Source organism: Mycolicibacterium novocastrense, assembly GCF_001570485.1.
In the GTDB taxonomy this organism is placed as follows: Bacteria; Actinomycetota; Actinomycetes; order Mycobacteriales; family Mycobacteriaceae; genus Mycobacterium; species Mycobacterium novocastrense.
The window spans coordinates 295,671-316,025 of record NZ_BCTA01000052.1; the positions used below are offsets into that span (position 1 = coordinate 295,671).

The window sequence follows — 20,355 nt, forward strand, 5'->3', positions numbered from 1 at the left end:
TTTGATGCCCTCAGAAACTCCCGGCACCGAAGCCCGCCGTCGGGCGGAACCCGACATCAAGCCCCGCAGCCGCGACGTCACCGACGGCCTGGAGAAGGCCGCCGCCCGCGGGATGCTGCGCGCGGTGGGTATGGAGGACGACGACTTCGCCAAACCGCAGATCGGCGTCGGTTCGTCGTGGAACGAGATCACCCCGTGCAACCTCTCGCTGGACCGGTTGGCCAAGGCCGTCAAAGACGGGGTGCACGCCGCGGGCGGATTCCCGATGGAGTTCGGCACCATCTCGGTGTCCGACGGCATCTCGATGGGCCACGAGGGCATGCACTTCTCGCTGGTCTCGCGCGAGGTGATCGCCGACAGCGTCGAGACGGTCATGCAGGCCGAACGCCTGGACGGTTCGGTGCTTCTGGCCGGATGCGACAAGTCGCTGCCCGGCATGTTGATGGCGGCCGCGCGCCTCGACCTGGCGAGCGTGTTCCTCTACGCCGGGTCGATCCTGCCCGGTAAGGCCAAGCTGTCGGACGGCACCGAACGCGAGGTGACGATCATCGACGCGTTCGAGGCGGTCGGAGCGTGTGCGCGCGGGCTGATGCCCCGCGAGGACGTCGACGCGATCGAGCGTGCGATCTGTCCCGGTGAAGGCGCCTGCGGCGGCATGTACACCGCGAACACGATGGCTTCGGCCGCCGAGGCGCTGGGCATGTCCCTGCCCGGCAGCGCGGCACCGCCGGCCACCGACCGCCGCCGGGACGGGTTCGCGCGGCGCAGCGGTCAGGCCGTCGTCGATCTGCTGCGGCGCGGCATCACCGCCCGCGACATCCTCACCAAGGAGGCGTTCGAGAACGCGATCGCCGTGGTGATGGCGTTCGGCGGGTCCACCAACGCCGTGCTGCACCTGCTGGCGATCGCCCACGAGGCCAACGTCAAACTGACGCTCGAGGACTTCACCCGGGTGGGCGCCAAGGTGCCCCACCTCGCCGACGTCAAACCGTTCGGCAAGCACGTGATGTTCGACGTCGACCACATCGGCGGGGTGCCCGTCGTCATGAAGGCGTTGCTGGATGCCGGTCTGCTGCACGGCGATTGCCTGACGGTCACCGGTCACACCATGGCCGAGAACCTCGCCCACATCGCACCACCGGATCCCGACGGCAAGGTGCTGCGCGCGCTCAGCGACCCCATCCATCCGACCGGCGGCATCACGATCCTGCACGGCTCGCTGGCCCCGGAGGGCGCGGTGGTCAAGTCGGCGGGCTTCGACTCGGACGTCTTCGAAGGCACCGCAAGGGTTTTCGAGCGCGAGCGCGCCGCCTTGGACGCTCTCGAGGACGGCACCATCCAGGCCGGTGACGTCGTGGTCATCCGCTACGAGGGTCCCAAGGGTGGGCCCGGGATGCGCGAGATGCTGGCGATCACCGGCGCCATCAAGGGTGCGGGCCTGGGTAAGGACGTGCTGTTGATGACCGACGGCCGGTTCTCCGGCGGGACGACCGGCCTGTGCGTCGGCCACGTCGCGCCCGAAGCCGTCGACGGCGGTCCGATCGCGTTCTTGCAGGACGGAGACCGCATCCGCCTCGACGTGGCCAACGGCACGCTCGACGTCCTGGTCGATCCCGCGGAGTTCGAGTCCCGCAAGGCCGGTTTCGAGCCGCTGCCACCGCGATACACCACCGGCGTGCTGGCCAAGTACACCAAGCTGGTGGGGTCGGCGGCAGTCGGCGCGGTCTGCGGATAGCGCAGGGCACCGGCCACTCGACGACGGCTATCGAGGCGGCGGCGGATCGGTCGGCGTCAGCGCGATGGGCAACCAGTACGTGCCCGGCCCCTGGCCCGGGCATCCCGGTGCGGGCACCGTGAACATGCGCTCACCGGAGAAGCTGCCGTCGCCGTTGGGCTTGAGCCAGTCCGAACGCTGCGTCGTCACGGTGCCGCCGCTGCCGTCGGGATTGCAGTAGAAGGGGTACTCGCCGGCGGACTCCCAACGATCGCCGTTCCAGCGGTACTCGAATTGCGCTGGCGCGTTGGGGTCTTGGGAGATCTCGGTCTCCCTCAACCAGCGGGCGACGCAGCCGTTGACATCGCAGTGAGTGGTGAAGAGTCCGAGCTGGGTGGCCGGATGCGCGGACACCGGCGCACCGTTGAACGTCTGTTTCGCGTGATCGAGTAAAGCGTTGTAATAGCCGTAGATCGGCACGGGCTCGGGACGCTCGGCGGTGGCCACGGGTGCCAGCGCCACCACGGTGCAGCCGATGCCCACGGCCACGGACAGTGCTTGAGACCTCACCGGAGCTCCTTTTCGTCGGAGCCCTCCGCGGTCTGAGAACTCTGCGGCTCTGAATAACACAGCGCCACGTCGGATGTCGCCGAATCAGCGAGTTGTGCGCGCGGACGCCAGCCGGGCTATGCGCGGCAGCGCAATCGCACACACAGGCAGGTAGGCGGTCGCCCACCACGGCACGCCGAACACGATTCGGGACCCGCCGTTTTCAGCGATCACCTCATGGCGCGTGGCGCCGACGCCTGCGACCTTCCACGCCCAGCAGCGGCGGGGACGAAATTCTGTGATGGTGAACGGCAGCGCGACACCGACCGGCGTGAACACCCTGCCTTGCGATCCGAGGTGCAGCGCCCCGGCCTCGTCCAGCTCGGCACCCGACACGGTCGGCCCCCACTGAGGCCACGTGTCGAGGTCGGTGATGACGTCCCACACCGCTTCGGGAGCAGCGTCGCTGCGTAACTCCACCGTCGGCATCCCGCGCCGGAATCCGAAGTCCATCTCTGGCAGATGCCCCGGCAAGTGGCGCGTTAAACGACGACTAGGGAGGCGGGGGATCGATGGGAGTCAGAGAGAAGGGCAGCCAGTGGGTACCCGGTCCTTCTCCCGGACATCCCGCCCCGTCGATGACGAGGGTCCGCTGCCCGAAGAAGCTGCCGTCCGGGTTGGGAATCAGATAGTCCGAGCGAGTGGCTTGCACCGCGCTGCTCGGGTCGTGGCGATCGCACAAATAGGGATACTGGCCGCTTGTCGCCCAACGGTCGCCGGTCCACCTGTACTCGTAGACCATCGGAGCGCCCGGATTGCGGGCATGGTCGTCCTCGTTGTTCCAGTGTGCGACACATCCGTTGACGTCACATTGAGTGGTCAACTCGACGGGCACGGTGATCGCGTTCATCGGCGTCGGACGGCCGTTGAACGTCTGCTTCGAGAAGTCGATGAAGACGTTGTAAAACCCGTACAGTGGCGGCGGTTCGGCGCGATCCGCGTGCGCGGCGGGAGCCACGACCGCGGCTGCGGCGACGGCAAAGACAGCCACTGGCAACGATTTCGACATAGGCCTGGGTAACACACCGAGGCGATCAGTGCCCGGAGAATCGGTTGAAAAGTTCGGGCAGAAATCGGGCGAGATGGTTCATTTCCTGCGCACAGTGCACCATCAAATCCCGCGGATCCGGAAGCTGACGCGCCGCGACCGGACGAATGACCCTGTCAGTCAACCGATTTCCGTGTCGAACGGCGACATGGCTTCCTCCCATCCAGAACCGTGAACGCATCTCGGCGCCGTCAGCCGTCTCGCGGACCTGATGCACCAGCCAGCCGACATCGACCGGGATGTCGCTGGATCCGAGTCGCGCGCAGATCGCCACACCGTCGCCCAGGTCGCCGAGTCCCAACTCGGACGGCTGCACGAACCGGATCGCAGGTCGGGTGAACGCCGAACCGAGGTACTCCTGCACCAGAGACGTCCGGCCGACGTACCCGCCTTCGCCGCCACCGTCGGCCCAACGGACGGACACGTGCGCGCGGGGATGCCACAGTTTGTAGCGGCGCGAGTCGCTGCCGTGCCACCCGAACCACCAGTCCCACATGGCCGGTGTGACGCCGGGCATGTCGGTGCGTACCGACACCTGAATACCGCCGTCGTGCAGGACCCCGTACCCGTTCTCGGTCTGCTGATATCCCTCGGCGCGCATCGCGGTGAGGTCGTCAAACGACGGAAGTGTCGGCTCGGCCTGGGGCCCGTGCTCCAACGCCTCGACGACATGGCCTGGAAGAGCAGCCATCTCGGGGGTGTAGAACTCCGCGAACTCGACGGAGAGGTCGTCGTCGCGGTAGCCGAGGTAGGACTTCATGTCACACCCTGCCCATCCAGCTGTAGAACCGCCCGCCGGGGTCGTACTGGGCACGCACGCGGTCGAGGCGGGTCATCGCGTCGTCCGTGGCGAACCGGGCCGGCCGCTGCCCGAGGTTCTCGTCGGCGAGTTGGATGCCCGTGGCCAGATGCGCCATCGCCGCCATGTTCGAGCAGGCCCAATCCGCGTAGCGATCGTCGTCGGCGGCATCGTGCCAAACCGTGTACAACGCAAGATAGATGTCGTCCTCGAGGCTGTACGCCATGTCTTGGCGAGCCGGCGAGGGGCCCCAGTTCAACCACAGGAAGTGTGACGGGTGCGGGGGCAGAGTCTCGATGATGCGGCGAATCCCCGGTAGCAGTTCGTCTGCGGATGCCGACGTCCACATGTTGTCGGCGGCGTAGCGGTATCCGGTCGGATAGTTGCTCATGACCCCGTCGTACCAAGTCGCGAGATCCGCCGGTGCGTATGGGACCGCGACGACGGCCCGGTCGCGCACCGGACAGGTATCCAGAAGCGCCAACGCTTGTTTCGCGTCGTCCTCCGAATCCGCGAACACCGGCGATGCCATGACGATCCCCGGCTGCTCGATCCCCGCGCCGGGCACGCTCCTGGACGCGACGATCTGCAACTCGACCCGTCGGTCGACGTCGGCGCTGATCGCCCTGGCCCAGGTGAAGATCTCGTCGGCTAACTCGATGGGATACACGTAGAGGCTGCTGCCGCAGATGACGGGGCGCCGGTAGAGCTTGAGATGAAACGCGGTCACCACACCGAAGAAGCCGGGTCCAGAACCTCTTGCCGCCCAGTACATATCGGGATGGCTGTCGGGGCTGCAGTGAATCCTCTCGCCGTCGGCGGTCACCACATCGAGTCCGACCGCACTTTCGCAGGCCGGCCCGAGAATGCGGCTGTTCCAGCCGTATCCGCCCTGCAGCAGATATCCGCCGATGCACACGCCCTTGCAATGTCCGGCCGGAAAGAACAGATTCTGCGCCTCCAAGTCCGCGGCCAGCAGGCTGCCACCTTTTCCGGGCCCGACGACCGCGGTCATGCGTTCGGCATCGATCGCGCAGTCGTTCAGGCGGCTGACGTCCAGCAGCATGCCGCCGTCGCGTACGTGGTTACCCGCCCAGCTGTGACCGCCCGAGCGGACACCGACCTGGAGGCCGTGTGCGGCCGCATAGCGCAGCGCAGCGACGACGTCGTCGACGTCAGCGGCTTGCACCACCACTTCGGGATAGCGGTCAGGGGTGCGCGCGTTCCAGACGGTCGCGCGGCGAGCTGCCTCGTATCCGTCGTCGGAGCGGGTGAAGGAACGACCAGATGGGAGCGACATCCGGGACCTCCTTGGTCCGTATACCGAATCTTTGTGAACCGGTATGCGGATCAATATAGTGAGGGCGTGACTCGTCCGGACGGAAATGAACGAACTGATGCGGGGCGGGAAGACGGCATACAGGTGCTGCGCCGCGCCGCAGCGGCACTGGACGAGATCGCCGCGGCACCCGGTCGGCTGCGGCTGGTGGATCTGGGCGCTCAGCTCGGTCTGGCGAAGTCGACCGCGCGCCGCCTGCTCGTCGGATTGGTCGAGGTCGGCTTCGCCGCGGTCGACGACCAGGGCAGATTCTCGCTTGGGGATCGGCTGCTCGGCCTCGGAAGTGCCGATGTCGCAGGGCTGGCCGCGTTGTTCCGGCCGACGCTCGAGGAACTCGCGGCGACCACCGGAGAGACGGTCGATCTGTCGGTGTTGCGGGGCGGCGAGATGTTGTTCATCGAACAGTTGGAATCGGCGCATCGACTGCGCGCGGTATCGGCGGTCGGCATGCGCTTTCCGCTGGAGTCGACTGCCAACGGCAAGGCGGCGAGCGCGCTATTGAACGGGTCGACCGAGGTGGCGTTCGATCGGGACGAACACACGGTCGGGATTTCGGCCGCCGGGGTGGCGGGACGTACGACCGGCGGTCATGTCGTCGCTATCTCGGTGCCCGCGCCGACCGAACGGTTCGTGGCACATGAGGAGCGGATCGTCGCGGCATTGACGGCCGCGGCCGCGACGGCGCCCTGGTCGAGATGACTACTCGACGATGCGGGCGACGGCGAAGCCGTCCCAGCCTTTGAGCCCGACGGTCTGTATCGCGGCGGTTTCCAATTGCGGATGGTCGCCCATCATCTCGAGCATCTCGCGCACGGCGCGGGCCTGGGCATCGTCGGCCGCCGGCTCGAGTACGCGACCGAAACGAGCGATGTTGTCCACCACGATGATTGAGCCCGGCCTGCCCAGCTTGATAGCCCACTCGACGTAGGCGACGTTGTTCTCCTTGTCGGCGTCGATGAAGGCTAGATCGAACACGTCGCCGCGGTCGGCGAGCATCGGAAGTGTGTCGAGTGCCGCGCCGACGATGATCTCGATGCGGTCCTGCACGCCCGCGCGAGCGAAATTCTCCTCGGCGATCTCGGCGTGTGTGGGGTCGTACTCCAAGGTGACGACGTGGCCGGCCGACCCGACGCCGCGCGCGAGGTTGATGGTGCTGTAACCGGCGAGGGTGCCGATCTCCAGGACGCGGGTGGCCGAGGACAACGACGCCAACAAGTAGAGAAGCTTGCCGTGCTGGCCGGACACCTCGATAGGTGGCATGCCTGCGGCATTGCCGGACTCACGCGCGGCGCGCAGTGCGTCGTCTTCGGTGTGCAGGATGCGGTTGAAAAGCTCGTCGAGCGTCTTGGAGTCGGGGTCGGACATCTGCGGAACGATAGCGGAAGCGGTTCCCGGCGGCGACGCCCGCCGGCTGGCCGAATAGGGGTTTGCTGGGGCCAGTGGCTGTGGCCGATTGTCCGGTGACGGTTCGGCCCAGACGCCACGATGCTGAGTAACTCGTCGTCCGTGGCAGGGAGGTGTCGGACACGGGGATCTGCGTTGAATGTGGCGAGCCGCAGGGATGCAAATTAGCGCGTCGGCCGGTGTTGCGGGTCGGGTAGCATTTGCCGGGTGATGCGGGAGGGGGCATGCCAACCGATCGGTGCGACGCTGGTCGCTGCGCGGATTGACGATGACTGAGACGCTGCGAATCGATACCGACCTGGTGCTCGAGGCCGGCGGGCGGTTGCGTGCGGTCGCGGATGCCATCCCTGAGCCACCGGCCTCGTTCAAGCCGGCGGGTGGTGACGCTTTGTCGACGGCGATCGCTGCCAAGGTCGCTGAAGTGGTCGACCCGGCGATCGCGCAGCTGCCGGTCGTCAAGGCGGAGTTGGCGAAGTACGCGCAGAACGTGGTCAACGCCGCCAACACCTACGACGCGGTTGACGGTCAGATCGCCGAGGAGATACGGAAGCGACTCGAGACGCTCAGCGATGTTGCCGGGGAGGGGCCGGGGGCCGCGCTGTGAGTTATCCGCCACCGCCTGGGGGTCCGCCGCCGGGCAATCCCGGCCCGCCACAGGGGTATTCGGGACCCTACGGTCCGCCTCCGCAGCAGCCGCCGTGGCAGCAGCAGTGGCCGCCGGGCCCGCCGCCGAAGAAGCGCGGCAATGTCTGGAAGTGGCTGCTCGGTGGTGTGGCTCTGCTGGCTGTCATCGGAGTCACTGTGGCAGTGACGGTTTCGGTTACTTCGGACAGTGGAGACGGTGACGATCCGGCGCCTTCAGGAGAGACTTTCGGCCTAGCAAGCGCCGACGATAAGGGCCCGGCGAACATCATCACCGAAGACCCGAGTTGCGCGGCCTGGGGACCGATTAATCAAACCTTCGTAGATGTTCAGAAAACCGGATGGAATAACCGCGATGCCAGCATCCCAGCTTCAGACTGGTCATCTGAGCAACGCGCTGCTTATGAGCGTGTCGCAGATGCTGCGCGCGAAGCTGCTGACCAGACGGTCACGTTGGCACGCTTGACGCCCCATCGCGTGATGCGTGAGCTTTACGAACAGTTCATCGCTTATGCGCGGGCGTACAGCGATGCCGTACCTGCATACACTCCAGCGGACGACCATCTCGCTGGCGTCACGGTAACAACTTCAATGGTCCTCGTGTATCTCTGTTCCGCGATATCTTCAGGATCGGCTGAAGCACGGGTGCCACTCATCGAGGTTCCCCCTCCGCCACGGAAATTCGCGCGAATCTCGGACCCCAACAACTCTCAAATATTCATGATGGAAGTCGACAGTACCTGCGGAGAGTGGGAAAGACTCCTCAATAAGTTCAATGCCGATACGAAGGCATGGCAGGCAGTGGACACCAATACTCCGGTGAGCGCGTGGACAACGGAACACCGCGCAGCCGCGGAGTCAGTGGTACCCGTGATGAACAAGTTCGCGGATGACATCTACGAACTTGGTGAGAAGTCATCGAACCCAACCTTGCAAGACTTCGCTGTCATGGCTGCCCAGTACCGTCGCGCTTTCGCACAAGCATTGCCGACGTACACGCCTTCGGACGTGTACCTAGACTCCGCCTCATATAGGACAACCTCCATCATCTATGAAGCATGTAAAGCGGCCGAGGCGTGAATGGGAACCCCTCGACCACACGACCCTTACGCGCTCACCGCTCCGCCTAGGTGGCCAGAAGTCGATGAAAATGTTCTTCAAGATTTCCAGCGCGCTTTCGACCGTGTATCGGCATTCGTCGGAGAACAGATAGAAGTACTCAAGCGCGAACGGTCGCGGTCGTTCAATGGCATAGGCACATGGTGCGGTGGTGCGGCAAGCGCTGCCACCTCATCCCTCGACAGGCGGATAGCCGCCTTGGAAACCACTAAAGACGGCTTACATGCGGCAGCGAGACTTTACGAACACAGCGCAGCGGCAACAATCGCGGCGAAGAGTGAGATCAGCGATAGAGTCGAGATAGCCAATAGGATCCTTGATTGGGTACGCGGGCATAGCGAAATTCCTGAGGACGCAAAGACCGCAGCGATAAGTCAAGGCATAGCAGTCGTTCGCGCCGAGAACTTAGCGACCGCAAATTCAGCAGCGGCAAGAATAGTCAGCAGCAAGTTTGACCAGACAAAAGAACCGCCAGCTGACGACGTCTCTTTTCTCCATGGCACTGAGCCGAAGAATGGTCCGTCAATCATCCCCGCGAGCAATCGCTATGACCCCGAAAGTGCCACAGCTGGAATCGAAACCGGGACACCTCCGCTCGCACCAACGCCGAGTATTCCGCCGACGCCAGAAGGCAGGTACTCCCCGGCCGCGCCGACAGTTGGTGCAGAACTTCCCATCGGAGTGTCCAGTGGTGAGGAGGCCTCAGAACCGACTTACGGCCCCGAAGCAGCTCCCGTCGGTGTCGGTGGTTCGCCATCGATACAAGGCGGTACAGATTCGCCGACAGCGGTACCCCCCGGAATCCCCAGTGCGCCAAGCAGTCCCGCAGCCCCTGCGTCTCCCCGCATCACCACTCCGGCCAGTCCCTTATCGAGCGGCGGATCGTCTGCGCCGTCAGCCCCGTCGGTGCCGTCCACGCCGAGCGCACCAAGCACCGTCAACCCCGCAGCCGCCACACCGGCTCAGGCGCAGATGGCCGACTTCCAACGGACGATGGCCGAGTCGGCGTCCAAAGCTGTTGCTCAGTCTCCGATTGCGCCGCCGCAGTCCGCTCCGATTGCGACCTCGAGTATGCAGCCGTCCAATCTTCCCCCGATCGCTGACGCGCCATCGCCACCACAATCCAGCCAGACCACATCCCCGCCCACGACAGTCCCAGCGACCGGCCAAGCCCCCGTGGCACCGCTTCCCGCGCCCGGCGCTGCTCCCGCTTCACCCATACCCCTGGGTCCACCACCCACTCCGCCCCCGGCCGCTCCTGTCGCGCCGGCCGCCAACGTCGGCCCCAGCGTTCCACCCGGCACGGCAGCACCCGGCGCCAGCACAGTCGGCGCCCCTGCGCCCGTTCCGGTTTCGGCCGCACGCGCCCAGCGCGAGGCCATCGCGGCCGCCACCCTTCGGCGGCCCGGCAGCGATCCTGCTCAACTCGCACAGCGGATCGCGGCAGCCCTGAACGTCGGCATCACCGATATGGGCTTCTACTGGGTCACCGGCCTCGCGAAGGACGGAACCATCGTCGTCGCCAACAACTATGGCCTCGGCTACATCCCCGACGATGTGAAACTACCCGACCGCGTCAAGATGGCCACCGCCGACGAAGGTATCCCCGCTCATGTCCGCGGATCTTGGGCAACGTATCCCATTCTCGCACTTCATGGTTGGGCACAGCACCACAACACCGAGCTTCGCGCCGTAATCGCCACCGAGGATCAGCTCAAGGGCTTCGACCCCGGCGCACCCCGGATCATCCTGCATCCCGACGACATTCCCGATAGCGGCCAGATGGCTGGCCGCCATCGTCTTCAGGTGATATCCCCTGACGCGGCAAGTAAATTGGCCGCCATCACCCCGACCGGGCTATCCGAGGTGCTGCCTCCACCACCCACTGACGCCACTCCCCCGGAGGACCGCCGCGCGCTGCTGTGGTTCGAAGTCTTCCGTCCATTGCTCAGCAACTCTCCCGATCGCGCCCCGGTCCAGTTGCAGTGTTTCATCACCTATGCCGACCACGCCCAGGAGCTTGCTCTGCACCGAGCGCACAACGCGACCGACGCCGCCGACCAGCGCGCGGCCATCGCCGACTGGATCTACTGGCAGCACCTGAGCGTCCTCATGCAGGATGCGATCGCGACCGACGCCACCGTCTGACCGCCGCGTCACGTTCGAGCACCAGCCGAAGTTTGGCGCTCAGCCGAATGGGCACGCCATCCTCAGACCACGAGGAGGCGCGCATGCGAGCAGTCACCTGGCAAGGTCGTCGGAAAGTATCCGTCGACAACGTGCCCGATCCCGCGATCAAGGAACCCACCGACGCGATCATCCGGGTCACCAGCACCAACATCTGCGGTTCGGACCTCCACCTCTACGAGGTGCTCGGCGCGTTCATGAACCCCGGCGACATCTTGGGCCACGAAGCGATGGGAATCGTCGAAGAGATCGGCAGCCAGGTCGACGGTCTGCAGCCCGGCGACCGCGTGGTGATCCCCTTCAACATCTCCTGCGGCCACTGCTTCATGTGTGATCACGGCCTGCAGAGCCAGTGCGAAACCACCCAGAACCGTGACCAAGGGACGGGCGCCGCCCTGTTCGGCTACTCGAAGCTCTACGGCGAAGTCGCCGGCGGGCAGGCCGAGTACCTGCGCGTCCCGCAGGCGCAGTACACCCACATCAAGGTTCCGAACGATGGACCAGACGACCGTTACGTCTATCTTTCCGACGTCCTGCCCACCGCATGGCAAGCCGTGGAGTATGCGGCGGTACCCGACGGCGGCACCCTGGTCGTCCTCGGTCTTGGTCCGATCGGCTCGATGGCCTGCCGTATCGCCGCGCACCGCAAGGGCTGCAAGGTCATCGGCATCGATCTGGTCGACGAGCGGCTCTCGCGCGCCCGCGCCTACTGCGATGAGGTCATCGATCTACGCACCGACGACGCTGACGAGGTCGTAAAGAGCCACACCGACGGTCGGGGCGCCGATTCGGTCATCGACGCCGTCGGCATGGAGGCGCACGGCTCGCCCGTCGCCGAAACCATGCAGACCGCCAGCGGCTTCCTGCCCTCCCCCATCGGCCGCGTCGTGATGAAGAACGCCGGCGTCGACCGGCTCGCCGCTTTTAACTCCGCGATCGCCCTCGTCCGCCGCGGCGGCACCATCTCCCTGTCCGGCGTCTACGGCGGCGCAGCCGACCCGATCAACATGATGACGTTGTTCGACAAGCAGATCCAGCTGCGGATGGGCCAGGCCAACGTCAAGAGGTGGGTGCCCGACATCATGCCGTTGTTGACCGCCGAGGACCCGCTGGGCGTCGAGCAGTTCGCCACCCACCGGCTACCGCTCGACGACGCTCCTGGCGCCTATGAAACCTTCCAGAAGAAGGAAGACGGCATGGTCAAGACCATTCTGAAGCCCTGATGCCGATGGATCAGTCTGAGGCTCCGCTACTCGACGCTCTCGTCGACTACCGCCAACCAACCGCTACGGCCACCCGGCCGCGGCCGACACAACCCTTGAGACAATCCGTGTTGTCGCTACCTGATACCCCTGGTTTCGCAATCGGAAGTTCTGGCAACATTACCGACGAGTAAGGAGTTTCCTCCGACTTCCGGCAGGTGGGCATATGACGAGTACTTGGAAAGCCTCAGAGATTTCGGTAGTGGCCCAGAGCGAGGGCGGCGGCGCCGCCATCCACGAAATCATCGGTCTGTCGATCGCCGCCGCTGTGATCGCCGTGGTGCTGTTGTGGATCGGCTGGATGCACCGCACGCACAAGATCGAGTGGTTGGCCCGCCTCGGCGACTGGTCCGGACGCCGCTTCAAGCGGCCGTCGTGGGTCGCCTTGCCCATTGCGCTTTTCATCGCGTCGATCATCTGCGCGCTGTTCGGATTCATCTGGGACGTCAGCCTGCACATCGGCAACGGACGCGACGACGGCGCACTCGCCAACCCCGCTCACTACTTCATCCTCATCGGCCTGTTCGGCATCTTCGTCGCCGGCTGCACCGCAATGGTGCTGCCCCGCGGCGAGGAAGAGCGTCCCGGTCCTGCCGCGGTGCGCATCACCGACCACTGGTATGCCCCGGTGGGCGGCATCGTCATGGCCGGGTGCGGTTTGTACGCGCTGCTCGGTTTCCCCCTCGACGACATGTGGCACCGCATTTTCGGCCAGGACGTCACGCTGTGGGGCCCCACCCACCTGATGATGATCGGTGGCGCAGGCTTTTCCACCTTGGCCGCTGCCTACCTCGAACTCGAAGGCAAACGGGTCCGGACGCCCGACACGCCGCCTGACGGTATCGGTCTGAAGTTCATCCAGTACCTGGCATTCGCCGGGGTGCTGATCGGCATGTCCGTCTACCAGATCGAGTTCGACTTCGGCGTCCCGCAGTTCCGCCAGGTCTTCCAGCCCATGCTGATCGCCGCGGCGGCCGCGCTCGCCCTGGTGGCCGCGCGGATCTTCCTCGGCCGTGGCGCGGCGATCATCGCGGCCGTCATCGCCATCGGCCTGCGCGGGATCGTGGCGTTCCTCGTCACCCCCGTGCTCGACGCACCGGTCAACTGGTTCCCCCTCTATCTCGGCGCCGCCGTCGTAGTCGAGCTCATCGCCCTGACGCCACTGATCAAGCGTCCGGTGCTCTTCGGCGCCGTGGCCGGCCTGGGCGTCGGCACCGTCGGCCTGTGGCTGGAGTCGCTGTGGATCAACGCCGTCTACCACCTGCCGTGGCCTAGCAGCATCTGGCCCGAGGCGCTCGCGATGTCCGTACCGGTCGCCATCTTGGCCGGCGCGTGCGGCGCGATGATCGGCATGGTGTTGACCGAACAGCGACTTCCGCGCCGGGCGCTGAGCGTCGGCCTCGTCGTGTTGACGGTGCTTGCGATCGGCGGCGCCACCGCCAACGGCCTGCGCTACGACGTTCCCGAGAACGCCAACGCCACCATCGTCTTGACCGAAGTCCCCGGTGATGACGACGCGCGGTTCGTCACCGCCGACGTGCAGATCACGCCCGCCAACCTGCTCAGCGAGGATCCGAACTGGGTGTCGGTGCTCGGCTGGCAGGGCGGCCTGCCCAACCAGCGCGGCATGTTCGTCGACAACCTCGAGCAGGTCGGGCCCGGCCACTACCGCTCCACCGAGCCGATGCCGGTCTCCGGCACGTGGAAGACGCTGCTGCGTGTCCACGACGGCCGGATGCTGACGGCGGTGCCGATCTACCTGGCCGGTGATCCGGGCATCGGCGCGGAGGAAGTGCCCGCCGAGCCGAACATGACGCGTCCGTTCGTTTCGGAGATCACGATCCTCCAGCGCGAACGCAGCCCGGACATCCCAGAGTCGTTGTGGCTCATCGGATGCCTGGTGGTGCTCCTGTGCTCGCTCGCCATGGTTGCCGGTGTCACCTGGGGCGGCGGCCGGATCAACCGCAGCGAGCCCAGCGGGAGTGAGGCCGAGCTACAACCCAGTGCGCAATCATGACGGGCGCGCCGAACAGCGCCGACGTCGTGGTCCTCGCCGACCATCCGATTTGGATAGCGGTGCCCGCGTTCGCCCCGGCGATCGTCGTCGCCGGGGTGGTGGTTTACATAGCAATGAAGAACCGTCGTAAACGAGAAGAATCCAACGGGGAAAGCACAACGTGAAACCGACACTCATCCGCTCCGGCGCGATCTGCTTCGCCGCGACACTTCTCGTCGCCGGCTGCGGCGGCTCGCGCGATACCGAACCGGAAGCGAGTAGTCCCGCGCAGTCGACTGTTGACGCGGCGGACATGCCGGATCAGCAGCGTCCGCCCGATCGCTTGACCATCGACGTCACGATCGAGGGCGGCAACGTCGACCCGACGAACGCACAGATTCAGGGCAAGGTCGGCGAGCCGATCGTGCTGCGGGTCAACAGCGACGCGGCTGATGAACTGCATGTGCACTCGGTGCCCGAGCACACCTTCAAGGTGGACCCGACGCCTGGCCAGCAATTCCAGTTCACCGTCGATGTGCCCGGCAACGTCGAGATCGAGCTGCATGACCTGAATCGCGTGATCGCCACCGTTCAAGTTCAGCAGTGATGTCAGGGCCGTCGGTCTCCGTACTGGCCCACGGCCTCGGCGGTTCGACGGATCTGCCGATTCCGTTCACCTACGCGGTGGTCGGGGCCGCATGGGCGTTGACGTTCACCTTCGCGGTCGTGGCATTCGCGTGGAAGAAGCCACGGTTCGATCCGGACAATTCGGTTCGCCCCCTTCCTCATTGGGTGACGGCGGTGATCGATGCGCCGGTGACCCGTTGGGCCCTCGCGCTTGCCGGGTTGGGTTTCGCGGTGTGGGTCGGTGTGGCTGCCGTCCTCGGCCCCCAAGACGCGAGGAACCCGCTACCCGGTGTGTTCTACGTCCTGCTGTGGGTGGGCCTGGTGGCGCTCTCGCTGATCATCGGGCCGGTGTGGCGGGCGATATCACCGGTGCGGGCGGTCCTTCGGCTGCTGGGCGGACGGTCGCTGCGCCTGACCTACCCCGCGTGGCTCGGATACTGGCCCGCGGTCTTCGGGTTGTTCGCGTTCGTCTGGTTGGAGCTGGCCAGCCCCGACCCGGGTTCCCTTGGCGCCATCCGTATTTGGCTGCTGATCTACCTTGTCGTCACGCTGGCCGGGGCGCTGGTGTGTGGTGAGCGTTGGTGCACGCGGGCCGACCCTTTCGAGATGTACAGCGTGGTGGCCTCGCGGCTGTCGCCGTTTCGCCGAGACCCCGGCACGGGCCGTATCGCGATCGGCAACCCGTTCGACCATCTGCCGTCGTTACCGGTACGCCCGGGCCTCGTCGCCGTCATGGCCGTGCTTCTGGGATCGACCGCATTCGACAGCTTTTCGGCCATGCCCGAATGGCGGAACTTCGTCGACGACCATTCCTCGTCGACGCTGAGCGCGACCCTCATCAAGACCGCCGGCCTGGCCACGTTCGCGGCCGTCGTCGCCGCCACATTCTCGCTCGCCGCCGTCGCCACCGGAGGAGTGGACCGCGACCGTCGCCGCCGACTGCCGGGGTTGATGGCTCACTCGCTGATCCCGATCGTCATCGGCTACGTATTCGCCCACTACCTGACCTATCTGGTCGAGCGCGGTCAGCAGACGATCGTCCTGCTGGCCGACCCGTTGGCTCGCGGGTGGAACCTGTTCTGGCTGCAAGACGCGGAGGTCAGCTACTTCCTGTCTCAGCACCCCGCGGTGCTGGCGACGCTCAAGGTCGGCTTCGTTCTGGCCGGGCACGTCGCCGGTGTGGTCGCAGCGCATGACCGGGCCTTGCGCCTGCTGCCGTCGGCTCATCAGCTGACCGGGCAGCTGGCGATGATGCTGGTGATGGTCGGCTACACCTTCACCGGGCTGTACCTGCTGTTCGGCGGGTAGCGTCGAAGGGCATGAAGGCGCTCATCATCGTCGACGTGCAGAACGACTTCTGCGAGGGCGGCTCGCTGGCCGTCAGCGGCGGAACCGACGTCGCCCGCAATATCAGCCAGTTACTCGCCGACCAGACCGAATACGCACATGTGGTGGCCACCAAGGACTTTCACATCGACCCCGGTGACCACTTCTCCGATGACCCCGACTTTGTGACGTCGTGGCCACGGCACTGCGTCGTCGGTACCTCCGGCGCCGACTTTCATCCGCAGTTGCGGCCCGACGCGGTCGAGGCCGTGTTCACCAAGGGCGAGTACTCGGCCGCCTACAGCGGCTTCGAGGGCAGCGACGAGACCGAAACGTCACTGGCCGACTGGTTGCGTCAGCGCGGAGTCGACGAAGTCGACGTGGTCGGCATCGCCACCGATCACTGCGTGCGCGCGACGGCGTCCGACGCCGTAGCCCACGGGTTCACCACGCGCGTCCTGCTCGGCCTGACCGCCGGAGTCGGCGTCGAGTCGACGGCCAAGGCCGTCGAAGACCTGCGCGCGGTCGGCGTCCAGATCGTCTAGTCCTCGGCCGTCGGGTCGACGGGCTTACCGGTCCACGACGGCGTTCGCCCCTCCAGGAACGCGCGCACGCCTTCCTTGGCATCGTCGTGTCCCATCAGGCGCAGGTGAATCTCGGTCTCGCGGGCGCCGACCGCCGACCGGTCCAGATCGTAGGAGTCCCACAGCAGCCGCTTGCTGGCCGCCACCGACATCGGCGCGGTGTTGACGGCGATGTCGTGGGCGAGGTCCAGCGCGGCGGGCAACACTTGCGGCGCGGGCAACACCCGACTGCCCAGGCCGAGCTCGACCGCCCGCGCACCATCGAAAGTCGCCCCGGTCAACAGAATTTCGGCCGCGTTGGCCACGCCGACCAGGCGCGGAAGGATCCAGTGCGAGTAGGCGTCGCCGACCACTCCGCGTCGCACCTGCACGACGCCGTAGCGACCCTCGGCGGCGAACAACCGGATGTCGCACTGCAGCGCGAGCGTCAGCCCCAACCCGATCGCGTGCCCGTTGACCGCCGCGATGACCGGCTTGGGCAGCGTCCAGGCGGGCACATCGATACCGGCCGCGCTGAACCCTGCCCCCGGCGCGACGAAGGTGTCCTCGCCGGCGGCCAAATCGGCTCCTGCGCAGAACGCGGGCGGGGTTCCGGTCAGCACAATGACCCGCACCTCGTCGTCGCGGCCCAGTCGCCGGTAGGCGTCGGCGAGTTCGGTGCGCATACCGTCGCCGACGGCGTTGCGCTGCCGCGGCCGGTTCAACGTGATGGTCGCGACCCCGTCATCGAAACCGGTCAGCAGTGTGCGGTAACCGGGCAGGTCGGGGCGGGCAGGCACGCGTTTCTCCTGGCTAGTGTGATTTCGTGCGGAGTTGGTTGTGATGCTGCCGCATCGGGCACACCCGTATCGTCGCGTTGTCCATGTGTGTCGTCGTCTGGAGTGAGAATTGACCCAAGCCCCCGCCCCCCAAGCCGCGTCCCATGAGGTCTGGCCGGGTAAGGCCTATCCGCTCGGCGCGACCTATGACGGGACGGGCACCAATTTCGCGGTGTTCAGTGAGGCCGCCGAGAAGGTCGAGCTGTGCCTGTTCGACGCGGATGGCACCGAGACCCGCATCACGCTGCCCGAGAACGATGCGTTCGTGTGGCACGGTTTCATCCCGAACATCGAACCCGGCCAGCGGTATGGCTACCGGGTGCACGGTACGTACGACCCACCGTCGGGACAGCGCTGCAACGCCAACAAGCTGCTGCTCGATCCGTACTCGAAGGCCATCGACGGCAACTTCGACTGGAACCAGTCGCTGTTCAGCTACAACTTCGGCGATCCCGACAGCCGCAACGACGACGACTCCGCTGCGAGCATGCCCAAGTCGGTGGTCATCAACCCCTACTTCGACTGGGGCAACGACCGGCCGCCGGATTACGAGTACGCCGATTCGGTCATCTACGAAGCGCACGTCAAGGGCCTGACGCAGACGCACCCCGACATCCCGGAGAACATCCGCGGCACCTACTCGGCCGTGGCGCATCCGGTGATCATCGAGCACCTGCAGTCGCTCGGTGTGACGGCGATCGAGTTGCTGCCGGTGCACCACTTCGCCAACGACTCCACGCTGATCGACAAGGGCCTGTCCAACTACTGGGGCTACAACACGATCGGCTTTTTGGCACCCGACTCCAAATACAGCTCCAGCCCCAATCCCGGCGGGCAGGTGCAGGAGTTCAAGGCGATGGTCCGCGCACTGCACGAGGCAGGCATCGAGGTCATCCTCGACGTGGTCTACAACCACACCGCCGAAGGCAACCACCTGGGCCCGACCCTGTCGATGCGGGGCATCGACAACGGCGCGTACTACCGGCTCGTCGAGGACGACAAGCGTTACTACATGGACTACACCGGTACCGGCAACAGCCTCAACGTCGGTCATCCGCATTCGCTTCAGCTGATCATGGATTCGTTGCGGTACTGGGTGACCGAGATGCACGTCGACGGGTTCCGTTTCGATCTCGCCTCCACATTGGCCCGCGAGTTCTACGACGTCGACCGGCTGTCGACGTTCTTCGAACTCGTACAACAGGATCCGACGGTCAGCCAGGTCAAGTTGATCGCCGAACCGTGGGACGTCGGCCCCGGTGGTTACCAGGTGGGCAACTTCCCGCCGCAGTGGACGGAGTGGAACGGAAAGTACCGCGACACGGTCCGCGACTACTGGCGCGGTGAGCCCGCCACGCTCGACGAATTGGCCTATCGCTTAACGGGTTCGGCCGACCTGTACGAGCAGACCGGTCGCCGTCCCGTCGCCTCCATCAACTTCGTCATCGCCCACGACGGCTTCACGCTGCGGGACTTGGTGTCCTACAACGAGAAACACAACGAGGCCAACGGCGAGGACAACAACGACGGCGAGAGCCACAACCGGTCCTGGAACTGCGGCGTGGAGGGACCGACCGACGATCCCGAGATCAATGCGCTGCGAGCGCGCCAGCAGCGCAATTTCCTTACCACACTGTTGCTTTCGCAGGGCGTCCCGATGATCGCCCACGGTGACGAGCTCGGCCGCACCCAGCAGGGCAACAACAACGTGTACTGCCAGGACAACGAGCTGTCGTGGATCGACTGGTCCACCCCAGACACCGAGCTGATGGAGTTCACCCGCAAGGTGTCGGCGCTGCGCGCGGCGCACCCGGTGTTCCGTCGGCGCCGGTTCTTCTCCGGACGCCCGGTGCGCCAGCGCGGCGGCGACGGGCTGCCCGACATCGCCTGGTTCGCACCCGACGGGTCCGAGATGAGCGACGAGGACTGGGAAACGGGTTACGCCAAGTCAATCGCGGTGTATCTCAACGGTAACGGCATTCCCGACCGCGACGTGCGCGGGCAGCGCATCGTCGATGACTCGTTCGTGCTGTGCTTCAACGCCCACTACGAACCGATCGACTTCGTGGTGCCGGAGCGCAAGTTCGGCGACTCCTGGATCCCGGTGATCGACACGTCGGCCGACGATGAAGACGAGCCGACCCCGGTCGACGCCGGGCAGAAGGTCGAGGTCGCAGCGCGCTCAATGCTTGTGCTGCAGGCGGCCCCGGCAGAGTAGCTACTCGACCACCGGGAAGAACGAGTCGCCGTCCTCCGGGGTGCCGTCGATCTGGCCTTCGTCGCGGCCGTGCTGGTCTGGGTCGATGCGGTCGACCTCGTCGTCGGGGCGCAGCTCGGTGTCGCCGCTCGGCTCACCCACCGGCTGGTTCAGCTCGGGCTGCTCGGGCTCTTCGGCGGCCAGTTTCTCGTCGAGGCTCTCGTCGACCTCGCCGTCGGCGTTGATCTTGTCGGCTTCACGCCATCCCTCTGGCGGGTCGACGGTCTCGTCGCCGTCGGCGTTGCGCACGTCGTCGGAGTCCATCGCCTCCGTCGGGCGCAGCGTGTCGCCGACGCCACCGCCGTCGTTGGGTGAATAACCTGGGTCCGGGTTTGCGCTCACGGGTATTCGATTGCCCACCTGCCTGGTGGCTAAACGCCGCATCGCCCGGCGGGCGGACCCATGCTGTCCGCCGGCTGGGCCGCGGAGCCCGCATCCGACTGGGTCGCGCCCGAAAACGACTGTGCGACAGGCTTCTTGACCGTCGAAATTCGGGACGGGGACCTGCTTTTGTGCTACGGTTTGCCTCACAGCAACCGTGGCCGTCGCGAATGACAGTCTGAGTTGTCACACGCCCGGGCGGGGCGAGTAGGAGCCGATGAGCGGCGGCGCCTACCGGCGGCC

General features: G+C 65.9%; 20 protein-coding genes. 12 read left to right on the top strand and 8 right to left on the bottom strand.

The genetic code is table 11. The features are described 5' to 3' along the window. The first annotated feature begins 4 nt into the window (after positions 1-4). Entirely contained in the window at positions 5-1,735 is a 1,731-nt protein-coding gene (gene ilvD, locus RMCN_RS20395) for a dihydroxy-acid dehydratase (RefSeq protein ID WP_067392961.1), read from the top strand. Positions 1,736-1,762: 27 nt separating this feature from the next. Here ilvD and RMCN_RS20400 read toward each other — a convergent pair whose 3' ends face one another. The 5 genes from RMCN_RS20400 to RMCN_RS20420 form a co-directional block, all read right to left on the bottom strand. Further along, complete coding sequence (locus tag RMCN_RS20400; RefSeq protein WP_457920658.1) at positions 1,763-2,284, bottom strand: MBOE_33420 family protein; 522 nt, start codon at positions 2,282-2,284, stop codon at positions 1,763-1,765. An 84-nt stretch (positions 2,285-2,368) separates the two neighbouring features. Then, a complete protein-coding gene (locus RMCN_RS20405; protein ID WP_067392964.1) occupies positions 2,369-2,776 on the bottom strand; it encodes an SRPBCC family protein in 408 nt (135 codons plus the stop codon). 40 nt (positions 2,777-2,816) lie between these two features. Beyond that, positions 2,817-3,332, bottom strand: a complete 516-nt coding sequence (locus RMCN_RS20410; protein ID WP_067392967.1) for an MBOE_33420 family protein — start codon at positions 3,330-3,332, stop codon at positions 2,817-2,819. Positions 3,333-3,357: 25 nt separating this feature from the next. Continuing rightward, complete coding sequence (locus tag RMCN_RS20415; protein ID WP_067392969.1) at positions 3,358-4,131, bottom strand: DAPG hydrolase family protein; 774 nt, start codon at positions 4,129-4,131, stop codon at positions 3,358-3,360. Position 4,132: 1 nt separating this feature from the next. Next, positions 4,133-5,470, bottom strand: a complete 1,338-nt coding sequence (locus tag RMCN_RS20420; RefSeq protein WP_067392971.1) for an FAD-binding oxidoreductase — start codon at positions 5,468-5,470, stop codon at positions 4,133-4,135. 66 nt (positions 5,471-5,536) lie between these two features. Here RMCN_RS20420 and RMCN_RS20425 point away from each other — a divergent pair, with 66 nt between their 5' ends. Next, positions 5,537-6,208, top strand: coding sequence for an IclR family transcriptional regulator (locus RMCN_RS20425; RefSeq protein ID WP_064413813.1), 672 nt, complete (start codon positions 5,537-5,539; stop codon positions 6,206-6,208). Here the strand turns inward: RMCN_RS20425 and RMCN_RS20430 are convergent, their stop codons facing one another. Beyond that, positions 6,209-6,874 carry an O-methyltransferase gene (locus tag RMCN_RS20430; protein ID WP_067392974.1) on the bottom strand — a complete coding sequence of 222 codons (666 nt, stop codon included), beginning with the start codon at positions 6,872-6,874 and terminating at the stop codon, positions 6,209-6,211. Between the two features lie 307 nt (positions 6,875-7,181). Here RMCN_RS20430 and RMCN_RS20435 point away from each other — a divergent pair, with 307 nt between their 5' ends. The 9 genes from RMCN_RS20435 to RMCN_RS20470 all read left to right on the top strand — a co-directional run bounded on the left by RMCN_RS20435 (position 7,182) and on the right by RMCN_RS20470 (position 16,617). Beyond that, positions 7,182-7,517, top strand: coding sequence for a type VII secretion target (locus RMCN_RS20435; RefSeq protein ID WP_084377605.1), 336 nt, complete (start codon positions 7,182-7,184; stop codon positions 7,515-7,517). A gap of 197 nt (positions 7,518-7,714) precedes the next feature. Then, positions 7,715-8,635: an ESX-1 system-associated protein gene (locus RMCN_RS20440; RefSeq protein WP_234787728.1), complete on the top strand. Its 921-nt coding sequence runs from the start codon at positions 7,715-7,717 to the stop codon at positions 8,633-8,635. A 1,215-nt stretch (positions 8,636-9,850) separates the two neighbouring features. After that, a complete protein-coding gene (locus RMCN_RS20445; protein ID WP_165604463.1) occupies positions 9,851-10,822 on the top strand; it encodes an EspK C-terminal domain-containing protein in 972 nt (323 codons plus the stop codon). A gap of 83 nt (positions 10,823-10,905) precedes the next feature. Then, positions 10,906-12,084 carry a zinc-dependent alcohol dehydrogenase gene (locus tag RMCN_RS20450; protein WP_067393138.1) on the top strand — a complete coding sequence of 393 codons (1,179 nt, stop codon included), beginning with the start codon at positions 10,906-10,908 and terminating at the stop codon, positions 12,082-12,084. 205 nt (positions 12,085-12,289) lie between these two features. Next, the gene (locus RMCN_RS20455) at positions 12,290-14,140 is read left to right on the top strand and encodes a hypothetical protein (RefSeq protein WP_067392982.1); all 1,851 of its coding nucleotides are present in this window, start codon (positions 12,290-12,292) and stop codon (positions 14,138-14,140) included. Then, complete coding sequence (locus RMCN_RS31105; RefSeq protein WP_165595643.1) at positions 14,137-14,304, top strand: hypothetical protein; 168 nt, start codon at positions 14,137-14,139, stop codon at positions 14,302-14,304. Before RMCN_RS20455 ends, RMCN_RS31105 begins: the two co-directional genes overlap by 4 nt. Beyond that, the gene (locus RMCN_RS20460) at positions 14,301-14,726 is read left to right on the top strand and encodes a hypothetical protein (protein ID WP_067392985.1); all 426 of its coding nucleotides are present in this window, start codon (positions 14,301-14,303) and stop codon (positions 14,724-14,726) included. The genes RMCN_RS31105 and RMCN_RS20460 overlap by 4 nt, the downstream gene beginning before the upstream one ends. Continuing rightward, a complete protein-coding gene (locus RMCN_RS20465) occupies positions 14,726-16,054 on the top strand; it encodes a hypothetical protein (protein ID WP_067392988.1) in 1,329 nt (442 codons plus the stop codon). Before RMCN_RS20460 ends, RMCN_RS20465 begins: the two co-directional genes overlap by 1 nt. Positions 16,055-16,065: 11 nt before the next feature. Beyond that, complete coding sequence (locus tag RMCN_RS20470; RefSeq protein WP_067392991.1) at positions 16,066-16,617, top strand: nicotinamidase; 552 nt, start codon at positions 16,066-16,068, stop codon at positions 16,615-16,617. Here RMCN_RS20470 and RMCN_RS20475 read toward each other — a convergent pair. After that, complete coding sequence (locus tag RMCN_RS20475; RefSeq protein WP_084377589.1) at positions 16,614-17,435, bottom strand: enoyl-CoA hydratase/isomerase family protein; 822 nt, start codon at positions 17,433-17,435, stop codon at positions 16,614-16,616. The genes RMCN_RS20470 and RMCN_RS20475 overlap by 4 nt on opposite strands. A gap of 109 nt (positions 17,436-17,544) precedes the next feature. On the opposite strand from RMCN_RS20475, the gene glgX reads away from it, so the two are divergent. After that, on the top strand, positions 17,545-19,692 hold the full coding sequence (glgX, locus tag RMCN_RS20480) for a glycogen debranching protein GlgX (protein WP_067392994.1): 2,148 nt from the start codon (positions 17,545-17,547) through the stop codon (positions 19,690-19,692). On the opposite strand, the gene RMCN_RS20485 is transcribed toward glgX, so the two are convergent. Then, the gene (locus RMCN_RS20485; protein WP_067392996.1) at positions 19,693-20,073 is read right to left on the bottom strand and encodes a hypothetical protein; all 381 of its coding nucleotides are present in this window, start codon (positions 20,071-20,073) and stop codon (positions 19,693-19,695) included. Positions 20,074-20,355: the final 282 nt, after the last annotated feature.

Bases quoted from the DNA above. Each gene is read 5' to 3' on its own strand.
- RMCN_RS20430 (WP_067392974.1), bottom strand. From the start codon at position 6,874: ATGTCCGACCCCGACTCCAAGACGCTCGACGAGCTTTTCAACCGCATC.
- RMCN_RS20450 (WP_067393138.1), top strand. From the start codon at position 10,906: ATGCGAGCAGTCACCTGGCAAGGTCGTCGGAAAGTATCCGTCGACAAC.
- RMCN_RS20470 (WP_067392991.1), top strand. From the start codon at position 16,066: ATGAAGGCGCTCATCATCGTCGACGTGCAGAACGACTTCTGCGAGGGC.
- RMCN_RS20420 (WP_067392971.1), bottom strand. From the start codon at position 5,470: ATGTCGCTCCCATCTGGTCGTTCCTTCACCCGCTCCGACGACGGATAC.
- RMCN_RS20405 (WP_067392964.1), bottom strand. From the start codon at position 2,776: ATGGACTTCGGATTCCGGCGCGGGATGCCGACGGTGGAGTTACGCAGC.
- RMCN_RS20455 (WP_067392982.1), top strand. From the start codon at position 12,290: ATGACGAGTACTTGGAAAGCCTCAGAGATTTCGGTAGTGGCCCAGAGC.
- RMCN_RS20435 (WP_084377605.1), top strand. From the start codon at position 7,182: ATGACTGAGACGCTGCGAATCGATACCGACCTGGTGCTCGAGGCCGGC.
- RMCN_RS20415 (WP_067392969.1), bottom strand. From the start codon at position 4,131: ATGAAGTCCTACCTCGGCTACCGCGACGACGACCTCTCCGTCGAGTTC.
- RMCN_RS20465 (WP_067392988.1), top strand. From the start codon at position 14,726: ATGTCAGGGCCGTCGGTCTCCGTACTGGCCCACGGCCTCGGCGGTTCG.
- ilvD (WP_067392961.1), top strand. From the start codon at position 5: ATGCCCTCAGAAACTCCCGGCACCGAAGCCCGCCGTCGGGCGGAACCC.
- RMCN_RS20410 (WP_067392967.1), bottom strand. From the start codon at position 3,332: ATGTCGAAATCGTTGCCAGTGGCTGTCTTTGCCGTCGCCGCAGCCGCG.
- RMCN_RS31105 (WP_165595643.1), top strand. From the start codon at position 14,137: ATGACGGGCGCGCCGAACAGCGCCGACGTCGTGGTCCTCGCCGACCAT.